Origin of the sequence: Actinophytocola sp., assembly GCF_045807065.1 — a bacterium.
GTDB lineage: Bacteria > Actinomycetota > Actinomycetes > Mycobacteriales > Pseudonocardiaceae > Actinophytocola.
Window position 1 is genome coordinate 1 of the sequence record NZ_JBJMIE010000196.1, and the last position, 18,123, is coordinate 18,123.

Here is an 18,123-nt window from a genome sequence, read left to right on the forward strand (position 1 = left end):
ACACTCATTCCCAACACCACCAACTTCAGAACAACGGACGAGCTCCCAGAGGAGGAGCCCCGGCGCCCCGGGGGCATCGCGGCGCCGGGGCCAGGTCCCGACCTGACCGGGCGCGGTCGGCAGGTCGGGTAGCTGTTGAGGTGTTCGGCTGGTGCGCGGCTGGAGCGTTGAGACCAGTGGGTTAGACCGGTTGGCCCACGTCAAACGTCGAGCAGGTCGATTGTGGACAGACGTGTCCGCTGTCGCGTGCCCGTTCAGTCGGGCGAGGAGGCCGGCAGACCGGCGGCGCGGCCGGCGCCGTCGACGGCGAGGCTGCGCGAGGTGAAACCGGCGTCGGCCGGGTGCAGGATGGCCTGCGCGGGCAGCACGCCATGAGTGCCGCGAGCGCCGCCGGTGTTGTCGTGTGCGGTGGATACCGTGGTGCCGGAGCTGCCCGGCGCGGAAGGCGTCTTGACCGGGTCCGGTTCGGGGCTGCCTCTGCCCGCGTGCTCGGTGTCGGGACCGCCGGTGCCCGCGGTGGTGGCAGGAGGTGCGGCCGGCGTGGCGGGCACCGTGCCGGCCGGCGTCCGCGCGGGTGCTGGTGGCTTCGGCGGTGCGACCGGGATCGGGGCGACCGGGGCCGGCGTGGCGGGCACCGCGACAGCCGGTGCGACCACGATCTCGACGGCACGCGCCGGCGCGGCGTCGTTGCGGTCGGTGCTGGCACTGCCCGACGCCGAGCCGGGCAGTATCGACTGGAAGTCGTCGACGGGGTTCTGCGGCTGTTCCGGGATGGGCGGCAGCATGTCGAAGGGCGTGTGGACCAGCGCCTCGGTGACGCCGGGGACCCGGTCCGTCATGCCGCCGACCATGTCGGTCATGCCGCCGACCACGTCGGTCACCCCGCCGACCAGGTCGTCGAGCAACCCGCTCGGCCGGTACGCCTGGGTGCCGTCATCGGAAAGCTCGTCCGCGCTCGCGGCCCCGGCGAACACGGCGCTGAGCAGCCAGCCGGCCACGGCGACCGCGGCGACGAGCAGCGCGCGGCGCAGCAGGCGGGAAGGCTCCACCGCGACCACCACCGTTCGTCAACGCCGAATCAGTCGACACGAACGCTCCGCGCCGACATGCACGTGCACACTATCCAGCACACCACCGACAATGGCACCTTAGCGGCGGGGATTCCACCCGGAAAGACGGCAAAAGCGCACCGTATCGGCCATACGGGCCAATGTTGATCACCGCTCGTAACGCATTCCGGAGGGCATCGGCGGTCCTACCCAATTCGGGCGTCCGGCGGGTCCGATCGCGGCCGCCGGCCGTCACACCCGCATGCTGACGACCGAGCTGATCACCCGCGCCAGCACCGGCGACGAGGCGGCCTGGCAGGAGCTGGTGCACCGACACGCGGCCATCGTCTGGGCCGTGACGAGGGCGCACCGGCTGCGCGGCGCCGACGCGGCCGACGTGTCCCAGCACACGTGGGCGGCCCTGGCCGAGCACCTCCCCAGGCTGCGCAGACCGGACCGGCTGCCGGCCTGGCTGGCGACGACCACACGCCGCGAGTGCCTACGCGTCAAACTCCAGGGCCGCCGAGAGGTGCCCACCGAGGTTCTGGAGATCCCGGCCGCCGACATCTGCCGGACGCACGAGGAAGAACTGCTGTGGACGGCATTCGGGCGGTTGTCCCTGCGCTGCCGAAACCTGCTCAGCCTGCTCGCGCACGCCCCCGACCTGACGTACGTGCAGGTCAGCAGGGCCCTCGGGCTGAAGGTCACCAGCCTCGGCCGCACCAGGGCCCGCTGCCTGGACCAACTACGCCACAAGCTGGCGCTCCTGGAAGGCGACACCGAATGAGGTACATCGCGGCCGACCTACGACTACTGAACGCACTGGCCACCCTGCTGCGCCGCGCCGACCCGGTCCCGCCGACCGTCCTCGCGGACGCCCTGGCCGCCGGCCTGCGCCTGACCGGCCGCGAACCCCGCCTCCCGACCCCGACGCTGGACGCGGCCTGGCTCATCCCCGGCTAGGCCGGTATTCGGCACATGGGCCGCTGACCTGCGGCGATGATCGGGATGCTGCTCCGGCTCAAGCTCGTGATCAGCCAAAACTCGATCAGGTGCCGGAAACGGGCTAGGTCAGCTTGTGCAGCCGCTCGATGGCCTCGTCGAGCACCTCGTCCTTCTTGCAGAACGCGAACCGCACGATGTGCCGCCACCGGTCCGGGTTGTCCGTGAACACCTGGACCGGCACCGCGGCCACCCCGATCCGCTCCGGCAGCTGCCAGCACAGCTCGGCGCCGTCGGCGAATCCGAGGGGCCGCACGTCCGCGCACACGAAGTACGTCCCGTAGCTCCGCCGCACCCCGAACCCCGCCTCGGCGAGCCCCGCCGACAGCCGGTCCCGCTTCACCGCGAGGTCGGCGCCGAGCCGGGAGACCCACGCGGACTCGTGCGCCAGCGCGTAGGCCACCGCCGGCTGGAACGGCGCGCCACCCACGACCGTCAGGAACTGCTTCGCCGCGCGCACGGCCGCCACCAGCGGCGCGGGCGCGCACACCCAGCCGATCTTCCAGCCGGTGCAGTTGAACATCTTCCCGGCACTGGAGATCGTGACCGTCCGCTCGGCCATCGCCGGGAACGTGCACAACGGGATGTGGGGCACCCCGTCGTAGGTTATCGACTCGTACACCTCGTCGGTGATGGCGATGAGGTCGTGCTCGACGCACAGCGCGGCGATGCCCGCCAGCTCCTCGCGCGTGAACACGGTGCCGGTCGGGTTGTGCGGCGAGTTCACGAGGATGGCCCGCGTCTTCGGGGTGATCGCCGCGCGCACCGCGTCCAGGTCGACCGAGAACCGCTCGCCGTCCACCAGCGAGACGACCTTCCTGGTGGCCCCGGCCAGCGCCACCGAGGCCGCGTACGAGTCGTAGTACGGCTCGAACAGGATCACCTCGTCACCGGCGTCGACCAGCGCGAGCAGGGCGGACGCGATGGCCTCGGTCGCCCCGACGGTCACCAGCACCTCGGTGTCCGGGTCGAACTGGACGCCGTAGGCCGCCCGCTGCGCCGCGATGGCCGCGCGCAGCTCCGGGCGGCCCGGCCCGGGCGGGTACTGGTTCACGCCGTCCGCGATCGCCCGTTGCGCCGCCTCGAGCATGCCGGCGGGGCCGTCCGTGTCCGGAAAGCCCTGACCGAGGTTCACCGCCCCGGTCCTGGTCGCGAGCGCGGTCATCTCCGCGAAGATCGTCGACGTGAACGGGGTCAGGCGGGGCACGAGCACAGGACGACGCACGGTTCGTCATCCTCACGGACAATGGTGTCGTGCGGCAAATGAGTGAGGTCGGTGCTCCCATCCCCCGGGAGGCGGAGAAGAAGCGCGCCCTGCGCAGGATGAAGCTGGTGGCCCTGTCGTTCCTGGTCGGGGCCGCCGTGGTCTTCGTGGTCATGTCCCTGTGGCCGGGTGAGCCGGTGTGGACCGGCTACGTGCGGGCCGCGGCCGAGGCGGGCATGGTCGGCGCGCTCGCCGACTGGTTCGCCGTCACCGCGCTGTTCCGACATCCGCTCGGCCTCCCGATCCCGCACACCGCGATCATCCCCACCCGCAAGGACGCCATCGGCGACAGCCTCGGCGAGTTCGTCGGCGCCAACTTCCTGTCCGAGCAGGTCGTGCGCGAGCGGCTGCGGCGGGTCGGCGTCGCGTCCCGGCTCGGTGGCTGGGTCGCCGAGCCGGCGAACGCCGAACGGGTGACCGCCGAACTGGCGACGGTGATCCGCGGCGTGGTCGCCGTGCTCCGGGACGAGGACGTCCAGGAGGTCATGGAGCAGGCGGTGGTCAAGCGCGTGGTGGCGGTGCCGTGGGGGCCACCGCTGGGCAAGCTGATGGCCGGCGTGTTCGAGGACGGGACGCACCACAAGCTCGTCGACCTCATGTGCGACCGCGCCTACGAGTGGGTGAAGGACAACCACTCGGCCGTGCTCCGCGTCGTGTCGGACCGCGCGCCCACCTGGTCGCCCAGGTTCGTCGACGCGATGGTCGCGGACAAGGTGTACGGCGAGGTGCTGTCGTTCACGTGGAACGTCAAGACGGACGCGGACCACCCGATGCGCCTCGCCATCGACAAGTTCCTGGCCGAGTTCGCGTCCGACATGCAGACCGACCCGGCGACGATGGAGCGCGCCGAGGTCGTGAAGCACCAGGTCCTTGAGCACCCCGCGGTGCAGAACGTGATCGGCTCGACCTGGTCGACAGCCAAGCGGCTGCTGCTGGACGCGGCCGAGGACCCGTCCAGCGAGCTGCGCAAACGCGTCCGCGAGGGCCTCATCACGCTGGGCCGGCGGCTCAGCGACGACGACGCGCTGCGGGAGAAGGTGGACAGCTGGCTCGAGGGCGCGGCCGCGTACGTCGTGCTCAACTACCGCGACGAGATCACCACGCTGATCACCGACACCGTGCAGCGCTGGGACGCCGAGGAGACGTCCCGCAAGATCGAGCTGCAGGTGGGCCGCGACCTGCAGTTCATCCGGATCAACGGCACGGTCGTCGGCTCGCTGGCCGGCCTACTGATCTACACGGTCGCGCAGCTGGTCCTCTGAGCGGCGCCGCCACGTCCGCGCCTTCTCCCGGTTGCCGCACACCTGCATGGAGCACCAGGTGCGGGAGTGGTTGCGGGAGTGGTCGTAGAAGGCCCAGCGGCAGTCGTCGGCCGGGCAGATCTTCACGCGCTTCCACTCGCCCCGGACGGCGAGCCGCGCGGCCGCCGCGAGCACCGCGCCGGTGACGTCGGTCGCGACCAGCCGCGGCGTGTCGCCGGCCAGCTCGACGGTCACGGTCGCCGAGGCGGCGGTGGGCGCCACCGGGTCCCCGACCGCGGCCCGCAGCGCGGTGCGCACGGCCCGGGCGTCCGGGCCGTCGGCCAGCTCGCGTGTGGCCAGCCACGCCTCCCAGGTCCCGGGGTCGTCGAGGACATCGGTGCGTGCGTCGTGGTCGACGGTGTTGAGGAAGTCGACCACCAGGTCCGCGTCGCTCACGTGACCACTGTAGGCCCAACGCTGGTTTTCACCAGGCCCAGGCCCTATTCACGAGGTGTATAGAACGCACGTATACCTCATGTGTATAGTCGTCGCCATGTCAATCGGGCACACCCTGCTGGGCCTCCTGGAGCGCGGGCCGCGACACGGCTACGACCTCAAACGGGAGTACGACGAGCACTTCGGGCAGGACCGGCCGCTGCACTACGGCCAGGTCTACGCCACGCTGTCGCGCCTGCTGAAGAACGGCCTCGTCGAGGAGATGGGCGTCGAGCAGGGCGGCGGTCCGGACCGCAAGCGGTACGCGGTCACCGCCGAGGGTGTGACCGACGTCGAGAAGTGGCTCGGCACGCCGGAGAAGCCCGAGCTGTACATGCAGAGCACGCTGTACACCAAGGTCATCATCGCGTTGATGTCCGAACGTGACGCCGAGGACGTGCTCGACACGCAGCGCCACGCGCACCTGCGTGCCATGCGTGAGCTGACGGCACGCAAGTCCACCGGCGACCTGGCCGACCAGCTGATCTGCGACCACGCGCTGTTCCACCTCGAGGCCGACCTGCGCTGGCTGGAGCTGACCGCCGCGCGCCTGACGGAGTTACGCAAGCGGGTCACCGCCTGATCGCCCCATCCGAACCTCCGCGAGGAACAACCATGACTTCCCCCTGCGCCAAGCACACCTGGCGGCCGGCATGACCGCGCCGCTGCTGGTCGCCACCGACCTCGTCAAGTCCTTCGGGCCCACCACCGCGCTCGACGGCGCGTCGATGTCCGTCCGTCCCGGCGAGGTCGTCGCCGTGATGGGTCCCTCCGGGTCCGGCAAGTCGACGCTGCTGCACTGCCTGGCCGGCATCATCCAGCCGGACGCCGGCTCGGTCACCTACGCCGGCCGCGAGCTGTCCACCATGGCGGACGGGCCACGCAGTGCGTTGCGCCGCACCGACTTCGGCTTCGTCTTCCAGTTCGGCCAACTCGTCCCGGAGCTGACCTGCCTCGAGAACGTCGCCCTGCCGCTGCGTCTCGACGGGCTGCGCAGGCGCGCGGCCGAGGCCAGGGCACGCGAGTGGCTCGACCGCCTGGAGGTCGCCGACGTCGCGGACAAGCGCCCCGGCGAGGCGTCCGGCGGCCAGGGCCAGCGGGTGGCGGTCGCCCGCGCGCTGGTCACCAGTCCGAAGGCGGTGTTCGCCGACGAGCCGACCGGCGCGCTGGACTCGCTGAACGGCGAGCACGTCATGCGCCTGCTCACCGGCGCCGCGAAGGACACCGGCGCCGCCGTGGTCCTGGTGACGCACGAGGCACGGGTCGCCGCCTACTCCGACCGCGAGGTCATCGTGCGCGACGGCCACACGAGGCAGGTCGAGTTCGCGTGAACACGGCGGTCCGAGGGTGGGTGAGTGATCTCGCCGTGGGGGTCCGGCTGGCAGTCGGGGGTGGCCGGACCTCCGCGGCGAGGCTCGCGCTCAGTGCGCTGGGCATCGCCATCGCCACCGCGGTGCTGCTGGTCGCAGCATCGGTCGGCACGATGTCCGACAACCACGGCCAACGCGCCGCCGCGGAGCTCCCGAGCGAGAAACCCGTGGCCGGGGTGGCGCCGACGTACTTCTCGTACGCCGCGACCGACTTCCGCGACGACCGCGTGCGGATCTCCTACGTCTGGCCCACCGCGGCGGACTCGCCGAAGCCGAAGGCAATGGCGAGCCTGCCGAGGCCGGGTGAGATGTACGCCTCGCCGGCACTGGTCGAGCTGCTGCGGTCGGACGCGGGCAGGCTGCTGCGCCCGAGGTTCCCGGACCGGGTCGTCGGCGTGCTCGACAAGGGCCTGGTCCTCCAGCCGGGCGACCTGGTGGCGTGGGTCGGTGCGGACCACACGCTGGCGGACACGGAGTCCGCGCAACCGGTGTACGGGTTCGACCAGCCGCCTCCGAACCACGACCTGGACCCGAAGATGCTGACCCTGCTGCTGGTCGGCGCGGTGGTGCTGCTGCTGCCGGTGTTCACGTTCGTCTCCACGGCGAGCCGCATCGCCGGCGCGGAGCGCGACCGCAGGCTGTCGGCGCTGCGCCTGGTGGGCGCGGGCTCCTGGCAGGTCCGCCGCATAGCGGCCGCGGAGTCCCTGGTGAGCGCGGCCATCGGCATGGCGGCGGGCGCGGCGGTCTTCGCCGTGGCCCGCCAGTACGCGGACGACATCGAGCTGTTCGGCCAGCGCGCGTACACGTCGGACGTGGTCCCGAACCCGGTGCTGGCGGCGATCGTGCTGCTGCTGGTCCCGGCGCTGTCCGTGCTGACCGCGTTGTTCGCGCTGCGGCGCACGATCATCGAACCGCTGGGCGTCGTCCGGCAGAGCAAACCGATCCGCAGGCACACGTGGTGGCGCTTCACGGCAGTGGTGTTCGGCGTGCTGCTGTTGACCACACAGTTGGGTGCGCCGAGGAACTCGAACACCTGGGTCGCGGCGGTGGTGACCGGCGCGACGCTGCTGCTGGTCGGCATGCTGGCCCTACTGCCGTGGCTGCTGGAACGTCTGGCGAACCACATCAGGGGCGGCCCACCGTCCTGGGTGCTGGCGGTCCGCAGGCTCCAACTGGACAGCGGCACCGCCGCCCGCGTGGTCGGCGGCGTCGCCCTGGTGCTGGCCGGCATGATCACGATGCAGACCCTCCTCCTGACCATGGACGGCGACAGGGGCCTGTCCGCCGAGCCGGAGACCATGTCCGGAGTGGTGGAGGCGACGTCAGCCTCGGGCCTCGCCAAGGAGATCCGACAAGACCTGGCCGGCGCGGAGGGCGTCCGCTCGGCCCACACGGTCCAGACCACCGCGGCGTTCGAAGAGGGCGTGCGCGACGGCAACGCGTTCGGCCTGGCCGTACTGGACTGCACGGCCCTGAAGGAACTGGGCGGTGTAAAGACGTGCAAGGACGGCGACGTCTTCGAAACAGACGAACAGGGCCCAGTGCCACCCGCGGGCACAGCCCTGGAGTTCCGCGAGTTCGACCCCGGCCCCGCCGCCGGTTCCCACGCCCAACCGAACTACGAGGTAAGCGGCCACTGGACACTCCCGTCCACCATCCAGAAAATGTCGCTACCCAAGAACTCGGCTCTGTACAGCTCGATCTACGTAACCCCAGGCGCACTGAAAACCGTGTCCCTGAAAGACCTGACAACGGTAATAGCCCTGGTGAACCACAACGTCACAAGCGACCAACTAGAACAAATCCGCAACGCGGTGGCCGACTACCGCTGGCGGACCTACGTCTTCTCCTACGGCACCGCACCGGATCTGAACGCGTCCCAACAGACTTACCAGTCCATCCGCACAGGCCTGTACGCGGGCTCGGTCTTCACACTGATGCTGGCAGGCGTCAGCCTGCTGGTACTGGCACTGGAACACGTCAGAGAACGCCGCCGCGCCCTGGCGGTACTGGCGGCAACCGGCGTCCCGAAAGCAGTACTGGCCAGATCCCTGCTGTGGCAGGTAGCGCTGCCAATCGTGCTGGGCGTAGCCATGGCACTGATCACAGGAATAGGCCTGGCAGCCCTGATGGTCCGCCTGACAGGAGAAACCCTGTCCATAGACTGGCCGGGCGTCTCCCTACTGTGCGCGGGCGCCATAGCACTGAGCCTCCTGGTAAGCGCCCTGACACTCCCATTCCTGAACAGCGCAACCCGCCTGACAACCCTCCGCACGGAATAACGAGCAATTGTCAAATCCTGTGGATCGGATGCGGGGTTTGGGGAGGGCCGCGATGGTGCGCGACCCTCGCCGAGTGCTGTGGGTCAATCGGCGAGGATCGTGGGTCGTCCCTTGTAGTAGCGGACGGGCGACCGAAGTGAGCCCGGGCAGCGGCGATCGGGTCGCGGCCCACGCGACGCGGTGTGCTTGATCAGCCGATCACGCGCGTGAGCATGTCGACCAACAGCCTGCGCTCCTCATCGGACAACACGCCGAACACGTCGTTTTGGACGCCGGACACTGCGGTGTCCAATGCGACCATCCGCCGCCGCCCGGCCGCTGTCAGTGTGATGAGGTTCCGCCGCCGGTCGTCCGGGTCTGGCGCGCGCTGGATGTGCCTCTGCTCGGCGAGCTCGGCGAGCATCGCGTGCATGTCGCTCTGGTCGATGCCGCAGCGCTGGCCGATCCGTGCCTGGCTCTGCGGTCCGAACTCGTCGAGTGCGGCGAGGATCGCGAAGTGGTAGGCGTGTGCGCCGACAGCCGTCATCGCCTCCGCGATGAGCCGGTGTGTGCGCGCCGACGTCTTGCTGATCAGCCAGCTCGGCTTGCCGCGCAGCCGGGCCGGCGCCTCCTGCGCCTCCACCTCCATGACGACAGTCTAGCCAATCCCTTGGCTCGTCCCACGATTCGCGCTACTCTTGGTCCATCCAAGGTTGGTTCATCCAAGTAATTGGAGCAGATTATGCCGCTCACCCAGCAGGAAGCCCGAGACCTCAGCACCCGCATCCAGCAGCACGCGACCGCGATCGGTGCCCGGCTGTCGGTCGCGATCGCCGACGAAGGCGGCCACCTCCGCCTCATGGACCGCATGGACGGCGCACCGCCGCTGTCCGCGCGCGTCGCCCCGGAAAAAGCGACGAGCGTCGCCCTGCTGGGCCGCGACGGCGCCGACCTCATCAAGCTCCAGCAAACCTGGTCGACCGTCTTCGCCCAGCTCTCCCAGATCGCCGGGACGCCGATCGTCGCAGGCGCCGGCGCCCGCGTGATCCGACGCGGCGACGCCGTCATCGGGGCCGTCGCCGTCAGCGGCAGCACGCCCCAGCAGGACGACGAGTGCGTCGATGTCGCACTCGGCCTCGCACCGGGGGATGCAGCACGTCCCGAAGCGGTATGACATCACCAATCGCATGACACCCGCACGATGACCGGGCCTCATATCGCTCACGGTGGGGCCGCCCTCAGGACCTGGGCTGGGTCCTCGCGACCGAATACGGCGGGTGCGTGGTCTGGAACGCCGCTGTTGCCGGGCCGGGAGGCGTCAGGCGGCAGTGAACTCCTCGCGTTCGACCAGGACGCCGCGCTCGAAACGGGCTCCGGCGCGGACCAGGGCGATCAGATGGGGCGCGTTGACGGCCCGCCAGCGTTCCTGGGCGGGCTCGATGAGCTTGAACGTCATGGCCGGCGCGACGGCCCGGGACCCGGCGCCGCGGGTGACCCTTGGTGCGCAACCGGACCGTGGAGAAGGTGGATTCGATCGGATTTGTGGTGCGCAGATGCACCCAGTGCTCGGCCGGGTAGTCGTAGAACGCCAGCAGGCCTTCGCCTCGTCCAGGCGGACCTTCAGGTGAACGCCGTCGGCCCACATGTAGACGAAATCGGTCTTCGGCAAGTCCCGGGACTGGAACGCCTTGTGGTCGTCCTGCCACTGCACGCTCAGCCGGGTCACGGTGGCCGACGACAGCCCGGCCGTGGAGAATCGCCGAGGCGAACCGCTTGCGCTCACCCGTGTCCTCGTCGACCCGCTTGTCGTTCACTCGCGGCGCCTTGACCGCACCGGGCCGGCACTGGTGGTCATGGTGCGCTCGGCGCGATGGCCGTTACAGACCACCAGGCGCTGGCCGTGCTCGTCGCGGACCTCGGCCAGCTCGGCCAGCTCGGCGTTCACCTCGGCCTCCAGGGCGGCGGCCAGCATCCACCGCGCCCCCTCCCGGACGATCTCGTCGATCAACGAACCGTTCGGCGTCATCCCGTCGGCATCAACTACCGTAAGCTCACGAACAGGATGCGCTCGGCCACTGCCTGCCCGCTACGCAACCCGACTCGGTACCGAGTCGGGTTGCGTAGCGGGGAATCCACCTTCAGGCTGTCGCCGAAGTTCAGTGCCGTGCCGAAACGTTGCCTGGCTTGACCACGTCCGCGGGCAAGCGAGCACCAAACGCCCGAAAAGCGACCGCCCCGCTCCCAGCGCACACGGCGACCACCGTCCAGGGCGCCCAGTTCCCAACGGTGAACAAGGCGACAACGGCGGGTGCCAACACCCCGGGAACGGTGAAGGCGTACTGAAAAGCCGCAAGGTGCCGCCCCCGCGCGACCGCCGGTGACAGCGCGACCGCGAGTGCGTTCACCCGAGCGCCGAAGAGCACCCCACCGGCCGCGAGCACGAGCGCGGACCCCAACAGCCATGCGACCCGCCACCCGACAGGCAGCACGGAAGCGAAGAAACACAAGCCACACCACAGCACCAGCAACCACCCGGCAAGTGCGAGGGTCGTAGTGCGCGGTAGCTGGCGGGTAACGCGCACCGCCAGCGTCCCACATGTACTGCTCACTGCCGTGTTCAGTGCGAGCAGAACACCCGGCAACCACGTGGGCGCCCCGATGTCGAGGACATAAACGGGAACCCCGACAAGGAAGAAGTCGATCGCGAGCGCCACCAGCCCGGTAACGGCAATCAGCAGAAGAAACCGCCGGGAGACCTTCCCGACCACGTCCCCGTCCGCGACCACCGGAACATGCGGCACCCGCACGAAAAACCACAGAACAAGCGCACAGGCAACAAAACTGACCGCGTCGAGCAGAACAGCAAGCCGCAGCGCGTCCATTGTGAGCAACCAGGCGGCGAAGAGGCCGCCGACGCCGAAGCAGGCGCCGCGCACCATCCCCACCACGGCGAAGGGGTGGTCCTTCTCCCGAGCCCCGACCACATCCGAGATGAGGGCGAACAGCGAGCTGTAGAAGAGCTGCTGCCCGGCCGCGAGCAGGCAGACCGCCACCACCACCGCCGACACCCACCAGCGCCGGTGAACACCACCGTGCCGAGCGCCTGCAGGACCTGCGACGCGATCACGACCGGCCGCGCCCCGACCCGGTCGACGAACCGCCCGGCGAGCGGCGGCACGAGCAACCCGACCATGGTGCCGACGGTGACGGCCACCCCGGCTACGCCCAGCGGCAACCCGACAACGCGCGTGGCGTAGACGATCGTCAGCGGCAGGAAGAGCCCGGAGCCGAAGTTGTCCACCCCGAGCGCCACAAGCAACGCGACCATGCCCCGACTCTGCCATCCAGGACAGCCCCGATCCCTGAGCGACCGCCAGGGACGGCAAGACCTGCTCGGGAGGCATACCACGGCCGCTCTCAGTGCCGGCTTACGACACATTTGGGCGTTTCTCAGGAAACCTCGCTAGGGTTGGCAGGGTGATTTGCCCGAAGTGTCAGAACACGATGCGTACCGTGGATCGCCAAGGCATCCACATCGACCAGTGCGACGGGTGTCGCGGGATCTTTCTCGACCGTGGGGAGTTGGAGACGATCCTGCAGGCCGAGCAGCGGTTCGCGGCCGCCGCGCCGCCGCCGTACCAAGGGGGTGGTTACGCCGCCCCGCCACCGCCCGGGGCCAGATACGGCGACTCGCCTCGCGGCTACCGGGACTCGCCCCGCGGTTACCAGGACTCGCCGCGTGGCTACCACGGTGGGCACGGCCAGCGGCGGCGCAAGAGCTTCCTCGAAGGGCTGTTCGACTGACGTGTGGCGGCCATGAACCCGATGATCTGCGCGGGTTGTGGGCGCTGGACCGACGAGCCGCTGGTCGAGGCGGCCGACGCCGGCACGGTGCTCGTGTGTGCCGTCTGCGAGCACCGGGAGCCGTACCGGCGCCTGCCGCTGTTCGCGGTGACCGGACCGAGCGGCACCGGCAAGTCGACGGTCGGGCGGGTGCTGGTCGACCGCCTGGCCGACGCGTGCGTCGTGGTCGAGCAGGACCTGCTGTGGGTGGGCGCCCTGCGTGACCCGTCCGGCGACTCGGCCGCGTTCCGCCAGACCTGGCTGCGGCTCGCGGCGAGCATCCAGCAGTCCGGCCGGCCGGTGGTGCTGTGCGGGACGGTCGCGCCACCGCAGTTCGAGTGCTGGCCAGAGCGCGCTCTGTTCGACCCGATCCACTACCTGGCGCTGACCTGCGCCGACGACGTCCTGCGCAAGCGTTTGCGGGCTCGCCCGGCCTGGCGTGGCTGGGACGGGGCCCGCATCGACGAGATGCTCGAGTTCGCCGAGTGGGTCCGCACCGCACGCACGGACCCACCCATGACCCTGCTGGACACGACCACCCGCTCGGCCGACGAGACCGCGGACGTGATCGAGGCCTGGATCCGCCCCCTCCTGCCGACTACGCGCGAGCGATGATCGACAGCTCCACGCCGAACGGGTCGTGGAGGATGCCCGCCACCGGCAGGCCGCGCAGCAAGCACCTGGTGTCCAGTTCGTCCTCGAGGAACGTCCAGCCGAACACGTGGCCGTAGTAGTCCTTGGCCGCGGCCACCTCAGGCACGCGGAGGTCCAGCCACGTGGGGGTACCCGGGGGTTGGTTCTCGTTGACCTCGCTCATGCGGACGACGGTAGGGAGCACACAGGTCGGTTCCCGTCCTCGATGTGACCCCGTGCACGTTGCAAGCAGTGCGCTTGCAACTGCTAGCACTTGCGCGTACCGTCGAAGGAGTCACGAGGAGGTGGCCGGGTTGAACGAGAACCCGATCGAGAAGGTCGCCGACCTCGGGCGGGACATCGGCGAGTACATCAAGCAGCAGCGCAACAACGCGAAGATCTCGTTGCGCCAGCTCTCGAAGCTCGCCGGGGTGTCCAACCCGTACCTCAGCCAGATCGAGCGGGGTCTGCGCAAGCCGAGCGCGGAGATCCTGCAGCAGATCGCCAGAGGTCTGCGGATCTCGGCCGAGGCGCTCTACGTACAGGCCGGGATTCTCGACCTGCCACAGGGCGGACCAGTGGTGGACGCGGTGCGTGCGGACACGACGCTCACAGAACGTCAGAAGCAGGTGCTGCTCGACGTGTACGAGTCCTTCCGCCGCGAGAACGCCACCCATGAGCCTGAGAACAAGGAGTGAGTGAAGAAATGCCAGCATTGCTGCCGAGTACCGAGGACGTCCGCAAGGCCCGCGAGCAGGCCGTGGCCGTGCTCAACACCGCCGCGGAGAGCGTGCGCACGCCGCTGCTCGCCGCGCTGGGCGCCGGTGACCTGGCCACGCAGGCCGTGATCGACGCCGTGAGCAAGGCCCGCACCAAGGTCAACGAGGGCGCCACGACCGCCAGGGAGTCGGTGCCCACGGACCTGGCCGGCCTTCGGGAGAAGGTCGACCCGGCCGAGCTGCGCAAGCTCGTCGACGAGTACACCGTGGCCGCGCAGAAGCTGTACCAGAAGCTGGCCGGCCAGGGTGAGGACACGCTGACCAAGCTGAAGACCCAGCCGCAGGTCCACCGGACCATCGACCAGCTGGAGGAGGCCATCGCCACGCTGCAGCACCGCGTCGGCGACGTGGCCGGCGACGCCCGCGAGCTGGCCGAGGAGGTCCTCGCGAAGGTGACCCGCCGTACCCGTGTGGCCGGGGAGAAGACCGCCAGCCGGATCGAGCAGGTGGCCGAGGACACCGCGCTGACCGTCGAGCAGGCGGGTGCCGAGGTGGCGGAGGAGGTGCGGAACACGGCTCGCAAGACCGCCAGCAGGACGACTCCGCGCAAGCCCGCGCCGACCACCCGCAAGACCAACGGCGCGACCAAGCCGACCACGAACTGAGCCCGTTCGCGGACGAGGATGTCCGCACAGTGCACCGCCCCCACCGCCTTTTCGAGCGGTGGGGGCGGTGTGCGTGATATGCCCGGTCCCGCTGGTCACACCGCCGGGTCCGCACGTACCCTGGTGCGGTGCCGGCAGAAGCGCTGACGATTCTCGTGATCATCAAGTGGTGCGGAGTCCCCGTCGGGGTCTACGCGTTCATCCACGCGTTGCTGCAGCGTCCGGACGCGTACACGGCGATCGACCGGATGACCAAGCCGGCGTGGCTGGGCATCACCGCGGGCGGCACCATCGCGCTTGTCCTGTTCGGACTGGCCGGCATCGGCTGGATGTTCTGGATCGCGGGCCTGGTCGCCACGCTCGTGTACATCGTCGACGTGCGGCCTCGACTGATCGAGGTACAGCGCGGTAACAGATGGTGACCTGGAGCATCGCGGGCTCGCTGACCGTCGAGCCGGCCGTCGAACACCCCGAGCTGCTCGCCATCCCCGTCGCCAAGGCCCTGGCCGTCCTGCCGGGCGCCGGGGACGTCGGCGTCGCCGCGATCGACCCGGACCTGGCCGACACCGCGGCCTTCTGCGAGACGTACGGTTCGCCGCTGTCCGCGTCCGCCAACTGCGTCGTCGTGGCGGGCAGGCGCGCGGGGGAGGAACGCTTCGCCGCGTGCCTGGTGCTGGCCACCACCCGCGCGGACGTGAACGGCGTGGTCCGCAAGCGGCTGGACGTCCGCAAGGCGTCGTTCGCGCCGATGGACACGGCGGTGGAACTGACGGGCATGGCGTACGGCGGCATCACACCGCTCGGCCTGCCGGCGGAGTGGCCGCTGCTGATCGACCCGGCCGTGGCCGCCGCGCCGGAGCTGGTCATCGGCAGCGGGATCCGGGCGAGCAAGCTGCTCATCGCGGGCCCGACGCTGGCCACACTCCCGAACGCCGAGGTGGTCGAGGACCTGAGCCGCTAGTGCTACAGGACTAGATCAACTTCGCCGTCGCGGAGGCGCTGGTCCCAGTCGCGGCCGTTGGCTGCTCTCGCGAGAATCGCCGCAAGTTCTGTCCCTGTAGTACTAGAGCAGAGCCGTGCCAGGCTCTCCGTCGCCTCGACGCCGGCCCGGAAGCGTTCGCTGGTCGGTTCCATGACGCGCTCTGGCTGCGGACCGTATCTGCCCCGGCCAGGCTCTCTGCCCCTGCGATGCCGGCCCGGAAGCCGTCGCGATCCCCGCTGGTCGGCTCCGTGAACGTGCCCTGGTCGCGAAACTTCGTATCTGCTCCAGCCTGCTCCGCATCATCCCCCTGACCTGCGCTCCTGCACGAAAGTCCCAGTCGTGCAGCCCGGGGGTCCCCCGATTTCCACGCTACCGCGCTGGACCGACATTTCCCCACGCCGTGATCTTGCCAGTGGTAACTTCTGGGACTATCTTGTCAGTGACAAGACTGGGAGGTCCGAGATGAGCATCGAGTTGGGCATGGTTCGGCAGATGTGGAAGCTGCTCGAGCCCGTTCACGCGATCGTGTACTACGCGCCGGAGGTGTTCGACCGGTCGAAGAAGCTCGGCTTCGATGTCGAGACACGCTGGCCCAGCTACTTCCCGCTGAGAGCGGCGCCCCTCGGCGCGGCCGGACCCGAGCTGGTGTCCGCCGCCTTCTACAGCTTCAACCCCGCCATGGTCCGTGCGCACGTCCCCGCCGCGTGGCGGATCACCACGCCGCGGGACGTCCTGGAGGCGCGGCTCGCCGGCGTGGGTGAAGCGCTCCGGCGGCTCGCCGGCGACCACGACGTCACCGAGGCGGCCGACCTCGCCAGGCGGCTCGCCGAGACCACGGGCACCGCCGGGCGCCCGCTGGGGGCCGCCAATGCCGACCTGCCCTGGCCCACCGATCCGCACCTCGTCCTCTGGCACGCCGCCACGATCCTGCGCGAGACCCGCGGTGACGGGCACGTCGCCGCGCTGCTCACCGCCGGGCTGGACCCGACCGAGGCGCTCGTCTCCTTCGCGGCGGTCGGTGCCGCGCCCGTCGAGGTGTTCGAGAGCCGGGGGTGGTCGGGCGAGCAGTGGGCCGACGCCCAGCGCAGGCTCGTCGAGCGGGGCTGGATGAACACCGACGGCACCGCCACCCCCGTCGGCGAGGCCGGCCGCGACGAGGTCGAGCGGACCACCGACGAACTCGCCGCGCCCGCCTACCGGCAGCTGGGCGCGGAGAAGGTCGGCCGGCTGGCGCAGCTGGTCATGCCGGTGACCATGGCCCTCGTGAGCAGCGGTCTGCTGCCGATGCGGAGCACCCTCGGCATGGGCCGGTAACTGGGCGGGCGGGGAGCCCCTCCGAAGAAGACTCCCCGCCCTCGCCATTTGGCTCTCACAGGTCCCCGGTAGTCAGACGTCGCTACCGGCCCGGAGGTTGCTCCAGTTCAGCACGCAGTTGCGGGAACACCCTGGCCACCTTCGCGGTCAGGTACTCCCCGTAGGTGCCCTCGAACGCGAGCGGTGACATCCCGTCCCAACGGCGTCTCCCGTCGGGCGCGAACGCCGCACGCGACGGCAGCGGTGGCACCGTCGAGGAGAAGTCCGGGTCGAAGAAGAACGGGAACGACAACCGGTCCCGCCCCGAGGTGTTGCGCACCCGGTGCGGTGTGGACCGATACCACCCTTTGGTCAGCCGTTCCAGCATGTCGCCGATGTTGCACACGAACGTGTCCGGCAGCGGCGGTGCGTCCACCCACCCGGCCGGCGTGTGCACCTGCAGGCCGCCGTTGTCGTCCTGCAACAGCAACGTCAACAACCCGTAGTCGGTGTGCTCGCCGACGCCCCATCCGGGACCGTCCGCCGGTGGGTAGTGGAAGATCCGGAACAACACGGTCGGGTTGGCCGTGTAGCCGGCGGCGAAGTAGTCGGGCGCCAGATCCAGGCTCAGCGCGACGCCACGCAGGACCTCCTGCGCCACGCGCGTCAGCTCGTCGAGGTACGCCAGCACCAGCGGCCGCAGCGCGGGCACCTGCCGGGGGAACAGGTTGGGGCCGTGCAACGGAAGCGGGTGCCCGGCGGGCAGCTCCGTGCCGAAGTACAGGCCCTCCTTGAGGTCCGCCTCGCCGGACGTCAGCTCTCCGCCCACCGGGAACCAGCCCCGCCACGCCCGCCCGCCGTGCGCCATCTCGACCTCGCGCTTGACGGTGTCCGGCAGGGCGAAGAAGTCCCGCGCCGCGGCGTCCAAAGAGGACCGGAGTGCGGCGGAAACTCCGTGTCCGGCAACGTAGAAGAAGCCGGTGGACGTGCACGCCCGCTCGATCCGCGCGGGCACGTCCGGTTCACGCAGGTCGACGACCGGGAGGGTCAAGGTCAGCTCCGCTCGGGGTCAGAACACCACGGTCTTGTTGCCGTGCACCAGGATCCGGTTCTCCAGGTGCCAGCGCAGCCCCCGCGCGAGCACGATCTTCTCGATGTCGCGCCCCTTGCGGACCATGTCGAGGATCGTGTCGGCGTGGCCGACGCGGATCACGTCCTGCTCGACGATCGGGCCGGCGTCCAGCTCCGCGGTGACGTAGTGGCACGTCGGGCCGATATGGTTTTAGCGTCGTGTTTTGTAATTGTG

At 70.0% G+C, this 18,123-nt stretch carries 22 protein-coding genes and 2 pseudogenes; 15 read left to right on the top strand and 9 right to left on the bottom strand.

From position 1 onward, the window contains the following. Positions 1 to 254: 254 nt before the first annotated feature. Positions 255 to 1,049, bottom strand: a complete 795-nt coding sequence (locus ACJ73U_RS11285) for a hypothetical protein (protein ID WP_407777519.1) — start codon at positions 1,047 to 1,049, stop codon at positions 255 to 257. Between the two features lie 262 nt (positions 1,050 to 1,311). On the opposite strand from ACJ73U_RS11285, the gene ACJ73U_RS11290 reads away from it, so the two are divergent. Continuing rightward, positions 1,312 to 1,836, top strand: coding sequence for an RNA polymerase sigma factor (locus tag ACJ73U_RS11290; protein ID WP_407777520.1), 525 nt, complete (start codon positions 1,312 to 1,314; stop codon positions 1,834 to 1,836). Further along, the gene (locus tag ACJ73U_RS11295; RefSeq protein ID WP_407777521.1) at positions 1,833 to 2,012 is read left to right on the top strand and encodes a hypothetical protein; all 180 of its coding nucleotides are present in this window, start codon (positions 1,833 to 1,835) and stop codon (positions 2,010 to 2,012) included. The genes ACJ73U_RS11290 and ACJ73U_RS11295 overlap by 4 nt, the downstream gene beginning before the upstream one ends. Positions 2,013 to 2,115: 103 nt before the next feature. Here the strand turns inward: ACJ73U_RS11295 and ACJ73U_RS11300 are convergent, their stop codons facing one another. Next, complete coding sequence (locus ACJ73U_RS11300; RefSeq protein ID WP_407777522.1) at positions 2,116 to 3,276, bottom strand: pyridoxal phosphate-dependent aminotransferase; 1,161 nt, start codon at positions 3,274 to 3,276, stop codon at positions 2,116 to 2,118. 38 nt (positions 3,277 to 3,314) lie between these two features. Between ACJ73U_RS11300 and ACJ73U_RS11305 the strand changes: the two genes are divergently transcribed. Beyond that, positions 3,315 to 4,577: a DUF445 domain-containing protein gene (locus tag ACJ73U_RS11305; protein WP_407777523.1), complete on the top strand. Its 1,263-nt coding sequence runs from the start codon at positions 3,315 to 3,317 to the stop codon at positions 4,575 to 4,577. Here ACJ73U_RS11305 and ACJ73U_RS11310 read toward each other — a convergent pair. After that, complete coding sequence (locus ACJ73U_RS11310; protein ID WP_407777524.1) at positions 4,542 to 5,012, bottom strand: CGNR zinc finger domain-containing protein; 471 nt, start codon at positions 5,010 to 5,012, stop codon at positions 4,542 to 4,544. The two genes, ACJ73U_RS11305 and ACJ73U_RS11310, sit on opposite strands and share 36 nt — an antisense overlap. Before the next feature lie 97 nt (positions 5,013 to 5,109). Between ACJ73U_RS11310 and ACJ73U_RS11315 the strand changes: the two genes are divergently transcribed. The 3 genes from ACJ73U_RS11315 (at position 5,110) to ACJ73U_RS11325 (ending at position 8,703) form a co-directional block, all read left to right on the top strand. Continuing rightward, on the top strand, positions 5,110 to 5,634 hold the full coding sequence (locus ACJ73U_RS11315) for a PadR family transcriptional regulator (RefSeq protein WP_407777525.1): 525 nt from the start codon (positions 5,110 to 5,112) through the stop codon (positions 5,632 to 5,634). A 70-nt stretch (positions 5,635 to 5,704) separates the two neighbouring features. Further along, positions 5,705 to 6,382, top strand: a complete 678-nt coding sequence (locus ACJ73U_RS11320; protein ID WP_407777526.1) for an ABC transporter ATP-binding protein — start codon at positions 5,705 to 5,707, stop codon at positions 6,380 to 6,382. Between the two features lie 20 nt (positions 6,383 to 6,402). Next, on the top strand, positions 6,403 to 8,703 hold the full coding sequence (locus ACJ73U_RS11325; RefSeq protein ID WP_407777527.1) for an ABC transporter permease: 2,301 nt from the start codon (positions 6,403 to 6,405) through the stop codon (positions 8,701 to 8,703). A 190-nt stretch (positions 8,704 to 8,893) separates the two neighbouring features. Here the strand turns inward: ACJ73U_RS11325 and ACJ73U_RS11330 are convergent, their stop codons facing one another. After that, positions 8,894 to 9,331 carry a MarR family winged helix-turn-helix transcriptional regulator gene (locus tag ACJ73U_RS11330; protein ID WP_407777528.1) on the bottom strand — a complete coding sequence of 146 codons (438 nt, stop codon included), beginning with the start codon at positions 9,329 to 9,331 and terminating at the stop codon, positions 8,894 to 8,896. 93 nt (positions 9,332 to 9,424) lie between these two features. Here ACJ73U_RS11330 and ACJ73U_RS11335 point away from each other — a divergent pair, with 93 nt between their 5' ends. Then, positions 9,425 to 9,856, top strand: a complete 432-nt coding sequence (locus tag ACJ73U_RS11335) for a GlcG/HbpS family heme-binding protein (RefSeq protein WP_407777529.1) — start codon at positions 9,425 to 9,427, stop codon at positions 9,854 to 9,856. A gap of 144 nt (positions 9,857 to 10,000) precedes the next feature. Here the strand turns inward: ACJ73U_RS11335 and ACJ73U_RS11340 are convergent. Both ACJ73U_RS11340 and ACJ73U_RS11345 read right to left on the bottom strand, forming a co-directional pair. After that, positions 10,001 to 10,708, bottom strand: a pseudogene (locus tag ACJ73U_RS11340) (hypothetical protein). Between the two features lie 130 nt (positions 10,709 to 10,838). Continuing rightward, positions 10,839 to 11,741, bottom strand: coding sequence for an MFS transporter (locus ACJ73U_RS11345; protein WP_407777530.1), 903 nt, complete (start codon positions 11,739 to 11,741; stop codon positions 10,839 to 10,841). Between the two features lie 21 nt (positions 11,742 to 11,762). Here ACJ73U_RS11345 and ACJ73U_RS11350 point away from each other — a divergent pair, with 21 nt between their 5' ends. The 3 genes from ACJ73U_RS11350 (at position 11,763) to ACJ73U_RS11360 (ending at position 13,140) form a co-directional block, all read left to right on the top strand. Continuing rightward, entirely contained in the window at positions 11,763 to 11,939 is a 177-nt protein-coding gene (locus ACJ73U_RS11350) for a hypothetical protein (protein ID WP_407777531.1), read from the top strand. 220 nt (positions 11,940 to 12,159) lie between these two features. Continuing rightward, positions 12,160 to 12,486, top strand: a complete 327-nt coding sequence (locus ACJ73U_RS11355) for a zf-TFIIB domain-containing protein (RefSeq protein ID WP_407777532.1) — start codon at positions 12,160 to 12,162, stop codon at positions 12,484 to 12,486. A 21-nt stretch (positions 12,487 to 12,507) separates the two neighbouring features. Then, positions 12,508 to 13,140 carry an AAA family ATPase gene (locus tag ACJ73U_RS11360; RefSeq protein ID WP_407777540.1) on the top strand — a complete coding sequence of 211 codons (633 nt, stop codon included), beginning with the start codon at positions 12,508 to 12,510 and terminating at the stop codon, positions 13,138 to 13,140. On the opposite strand, the gene ACJ73U_RS11365 is transcribed toward ACJ73U_RS11360, so the two are convergent. Beyond that, positions 13,124 to 13,342 (bottom strand): hypothetical protein, encoded by a 219-nt coding sequence (locus ACJ73U_RS11365; protein WP_407777533.1) that lies wholly within the window; start codon positions 13,340 to 13,342, stop codon positions 13,124 to 13,126. The genes ACJ73U_RS11360 and ACJ73U_RS11365 overlap by 17 nt on opposite strands. Before the next feature lie 121 nt (positions 13,343 to 13,463). Between ACJ73U_RS11365 and ACJ73U_RS11370 the strand changes: the two genes are divergently transcribed. From ACJ73U_RS11370 to ACJ73U_RS11390, 5 genes are all read left to right on the top strand, one after another. Continuing rightward, positions 13,464 to 13,856 (top strand): helix-turn-helix domain-containing protein, encoded by a 393-nt coding sequence (locus ACJ73U_RS11370; RefSeq protein WP_407777534.1) that lies wholly within the window; start codon positions 13,464 to 13,466, stop codon positions 13,854 to 13,856. An 8-nt stretch (positions 13,857 to 13,864) separates the two neighbouring features. Then, entirely contained in the window at positions 13,865 to 14,542 is a 678-nt protein-coding gene (locus ACJ73U_RS11375; protein ID WP_407777535.1) for a hypothetical protein, read from the top strand. A gap of 128 nt (positions 14,543 to 14,670) precedes the next feature. Then, positions 14,671 to 14,964 (top strand): DUF2516 family protein, encoded by a 294-nt coding sequence (locus tag ACJ73U_RS11380; protein ID WP_407777536.1) that lies wholly within the window; start codon positions 14,671 to 14,673, stop codon positions 14,962 to 14,964. Then, the gene (locus ACJ73U_RS11385) at positions 14,958 to 15,503 is read left to right on the top strand and encodes a YbaK/EbsC family protein (protein ID WP_407777537.1); all 546 of its coding nucleotides are present in this window, start codon (positions 14,958 to 14,960) and stop codon (positions 15,501 to 15,503) included. Before ACJ73U_RS11380 ends, ACJ73U_RS11385 begins: the two co-directional genes overlap by 7 nt. 483 nt (positions 15,504 to 15,986) lie before the next feature. Continuing rightward, positions 15,987 to 16,838, top strand: a complete 852-nt coding sequence (locus tag ACJ73U_RS11390; RefSeq protein WP_407777538.1) for an SCO6745 family protein — start codon at positions 15,987 to 15,989, stop codon at positions 16,836 to 16,838. 82 nt (positions 16,839 to 16,920) lie between these two features. Here the strand turns inward: ACJ73U_RS11390 and ACJ73U_RS11395 are convergent, their stop codons facing one another. Further along, positions 16,921 to 17,868: an isopenicillin N synthase family dioxygenase gene (locus ACJ73U_RS11395; protein WP_407777539.1), complete on the bottom strand. Its 948-nt coding sequence runs from the start codon at positions 17,866 to 17,868 to the stop codon at positions 16,921 to 16,923. 18 nt (positions 17,869 to 17,886) lie between these two features. Then, positions 17,887 to 18,093: pseudogene (locus tag ACJ73U_RS11400) on the bottom strand (formyltransferase family protein); the annotation flags it as partial. Between the last annotated feature and the right edge of the window lie 30 nt (positions 18,094 to 18,123).

What these genes read in the sequence shown, in the direction of transcription:
- ACJ73U_RS11335 (WP_407777529.1), top strand. Translation starts at nt 9,425, where the DNA reads ATGCCGCTCACCCAGCAGGAAGCCCGAGACCTCAGCACCCGCATCCAG.
- ACJ73U_RS11385 (WP_407777537.1), top strand. Translation starts at nt 14,958, where the DNA reads ATGGTGACCTGGAGCATCGCGGGCTCGCTGACCGTCGAGCCGGCCGTC.
- ACJ73U_RS11320 (WP_407777526.1), top strand. Translation starts at nt 5,705, where the DNA reads ATGACCGCGCCGCTGCTGGTCGCCACCGACCTCGTCAAGTCCTTCGGG.
- ACJ73U_RS11390 (WP_407777538.1), top strand. Translation starts at nt 15,987, where the DNA reads ATGAGCATCGAGTTGGGCATGGTTCGGCAGATGTGGAAGCTGCTCGAG.
- ACJ73U_RS11315 (WP_407777525.1), top strand. Translation starts at nt 5,110, where the DNA reads ATGTCAATCGGGCACACCCTGCTGGGCCTCCTGGAGCGCGGGCCGCGA.
- ACJ73U_RS11330 (WP_407777528.1), bottom strand. Translation starts at nt 9,331, where the DNA reads ATGGAGGTGGAGGCGCAGGAGGCGCCGGCCCGGCTGCGCGGCAAGCCG.
- ACJ73U_RS11295 (WP_407777521.1), top strand. Translation starts at nt 1,833, where the DNA reads ATGAGGTACATCGCGGCCGACCTACGACTACTGAACGCACTGGCCACC.
- ACJ73U_RS11290 (WP_407777520.1), top strand. Translation starts at nt 1,312, where the DNA reads ATGCTGACGACCGAGCTGATCACCCGCGCCAGCACCGGCGACGAGGCG.
- ACJ73U_RS11360 (WP_407777540.1), top strand. Translation starts at nt 12,508, where the DNA reads ATGATCTGCGCGGGTTGTGGGCGCTGGACCGACGAGCCGCTGGTCGAG.
- ACJ73U_RS11365 (WP_407777533.1), bottom strand. Translation starts at nt 13,342, where the DNA reads ATGAGCGAGGTCAACGAGAACCAACCCCCGGGTACCCCCACGTGGCTG.
- ACJ73U_RS11375 (WP_407777535.1), top strand. Translation starts at nt 13,865, where the DNA reads ATGCCAGCATTGCTGCCGAGTACCGAGGACGTCCGCAAGGCCCGCGAG.
- ACJ73U_RS11305 (WP_407777523.1), top strand. Translation starts at nt 3,315, where the DNA reads ATGAGTGAGGTCGGTGCTCCCATCCCCCGGGAGGCGGAGAAGAAGCGC.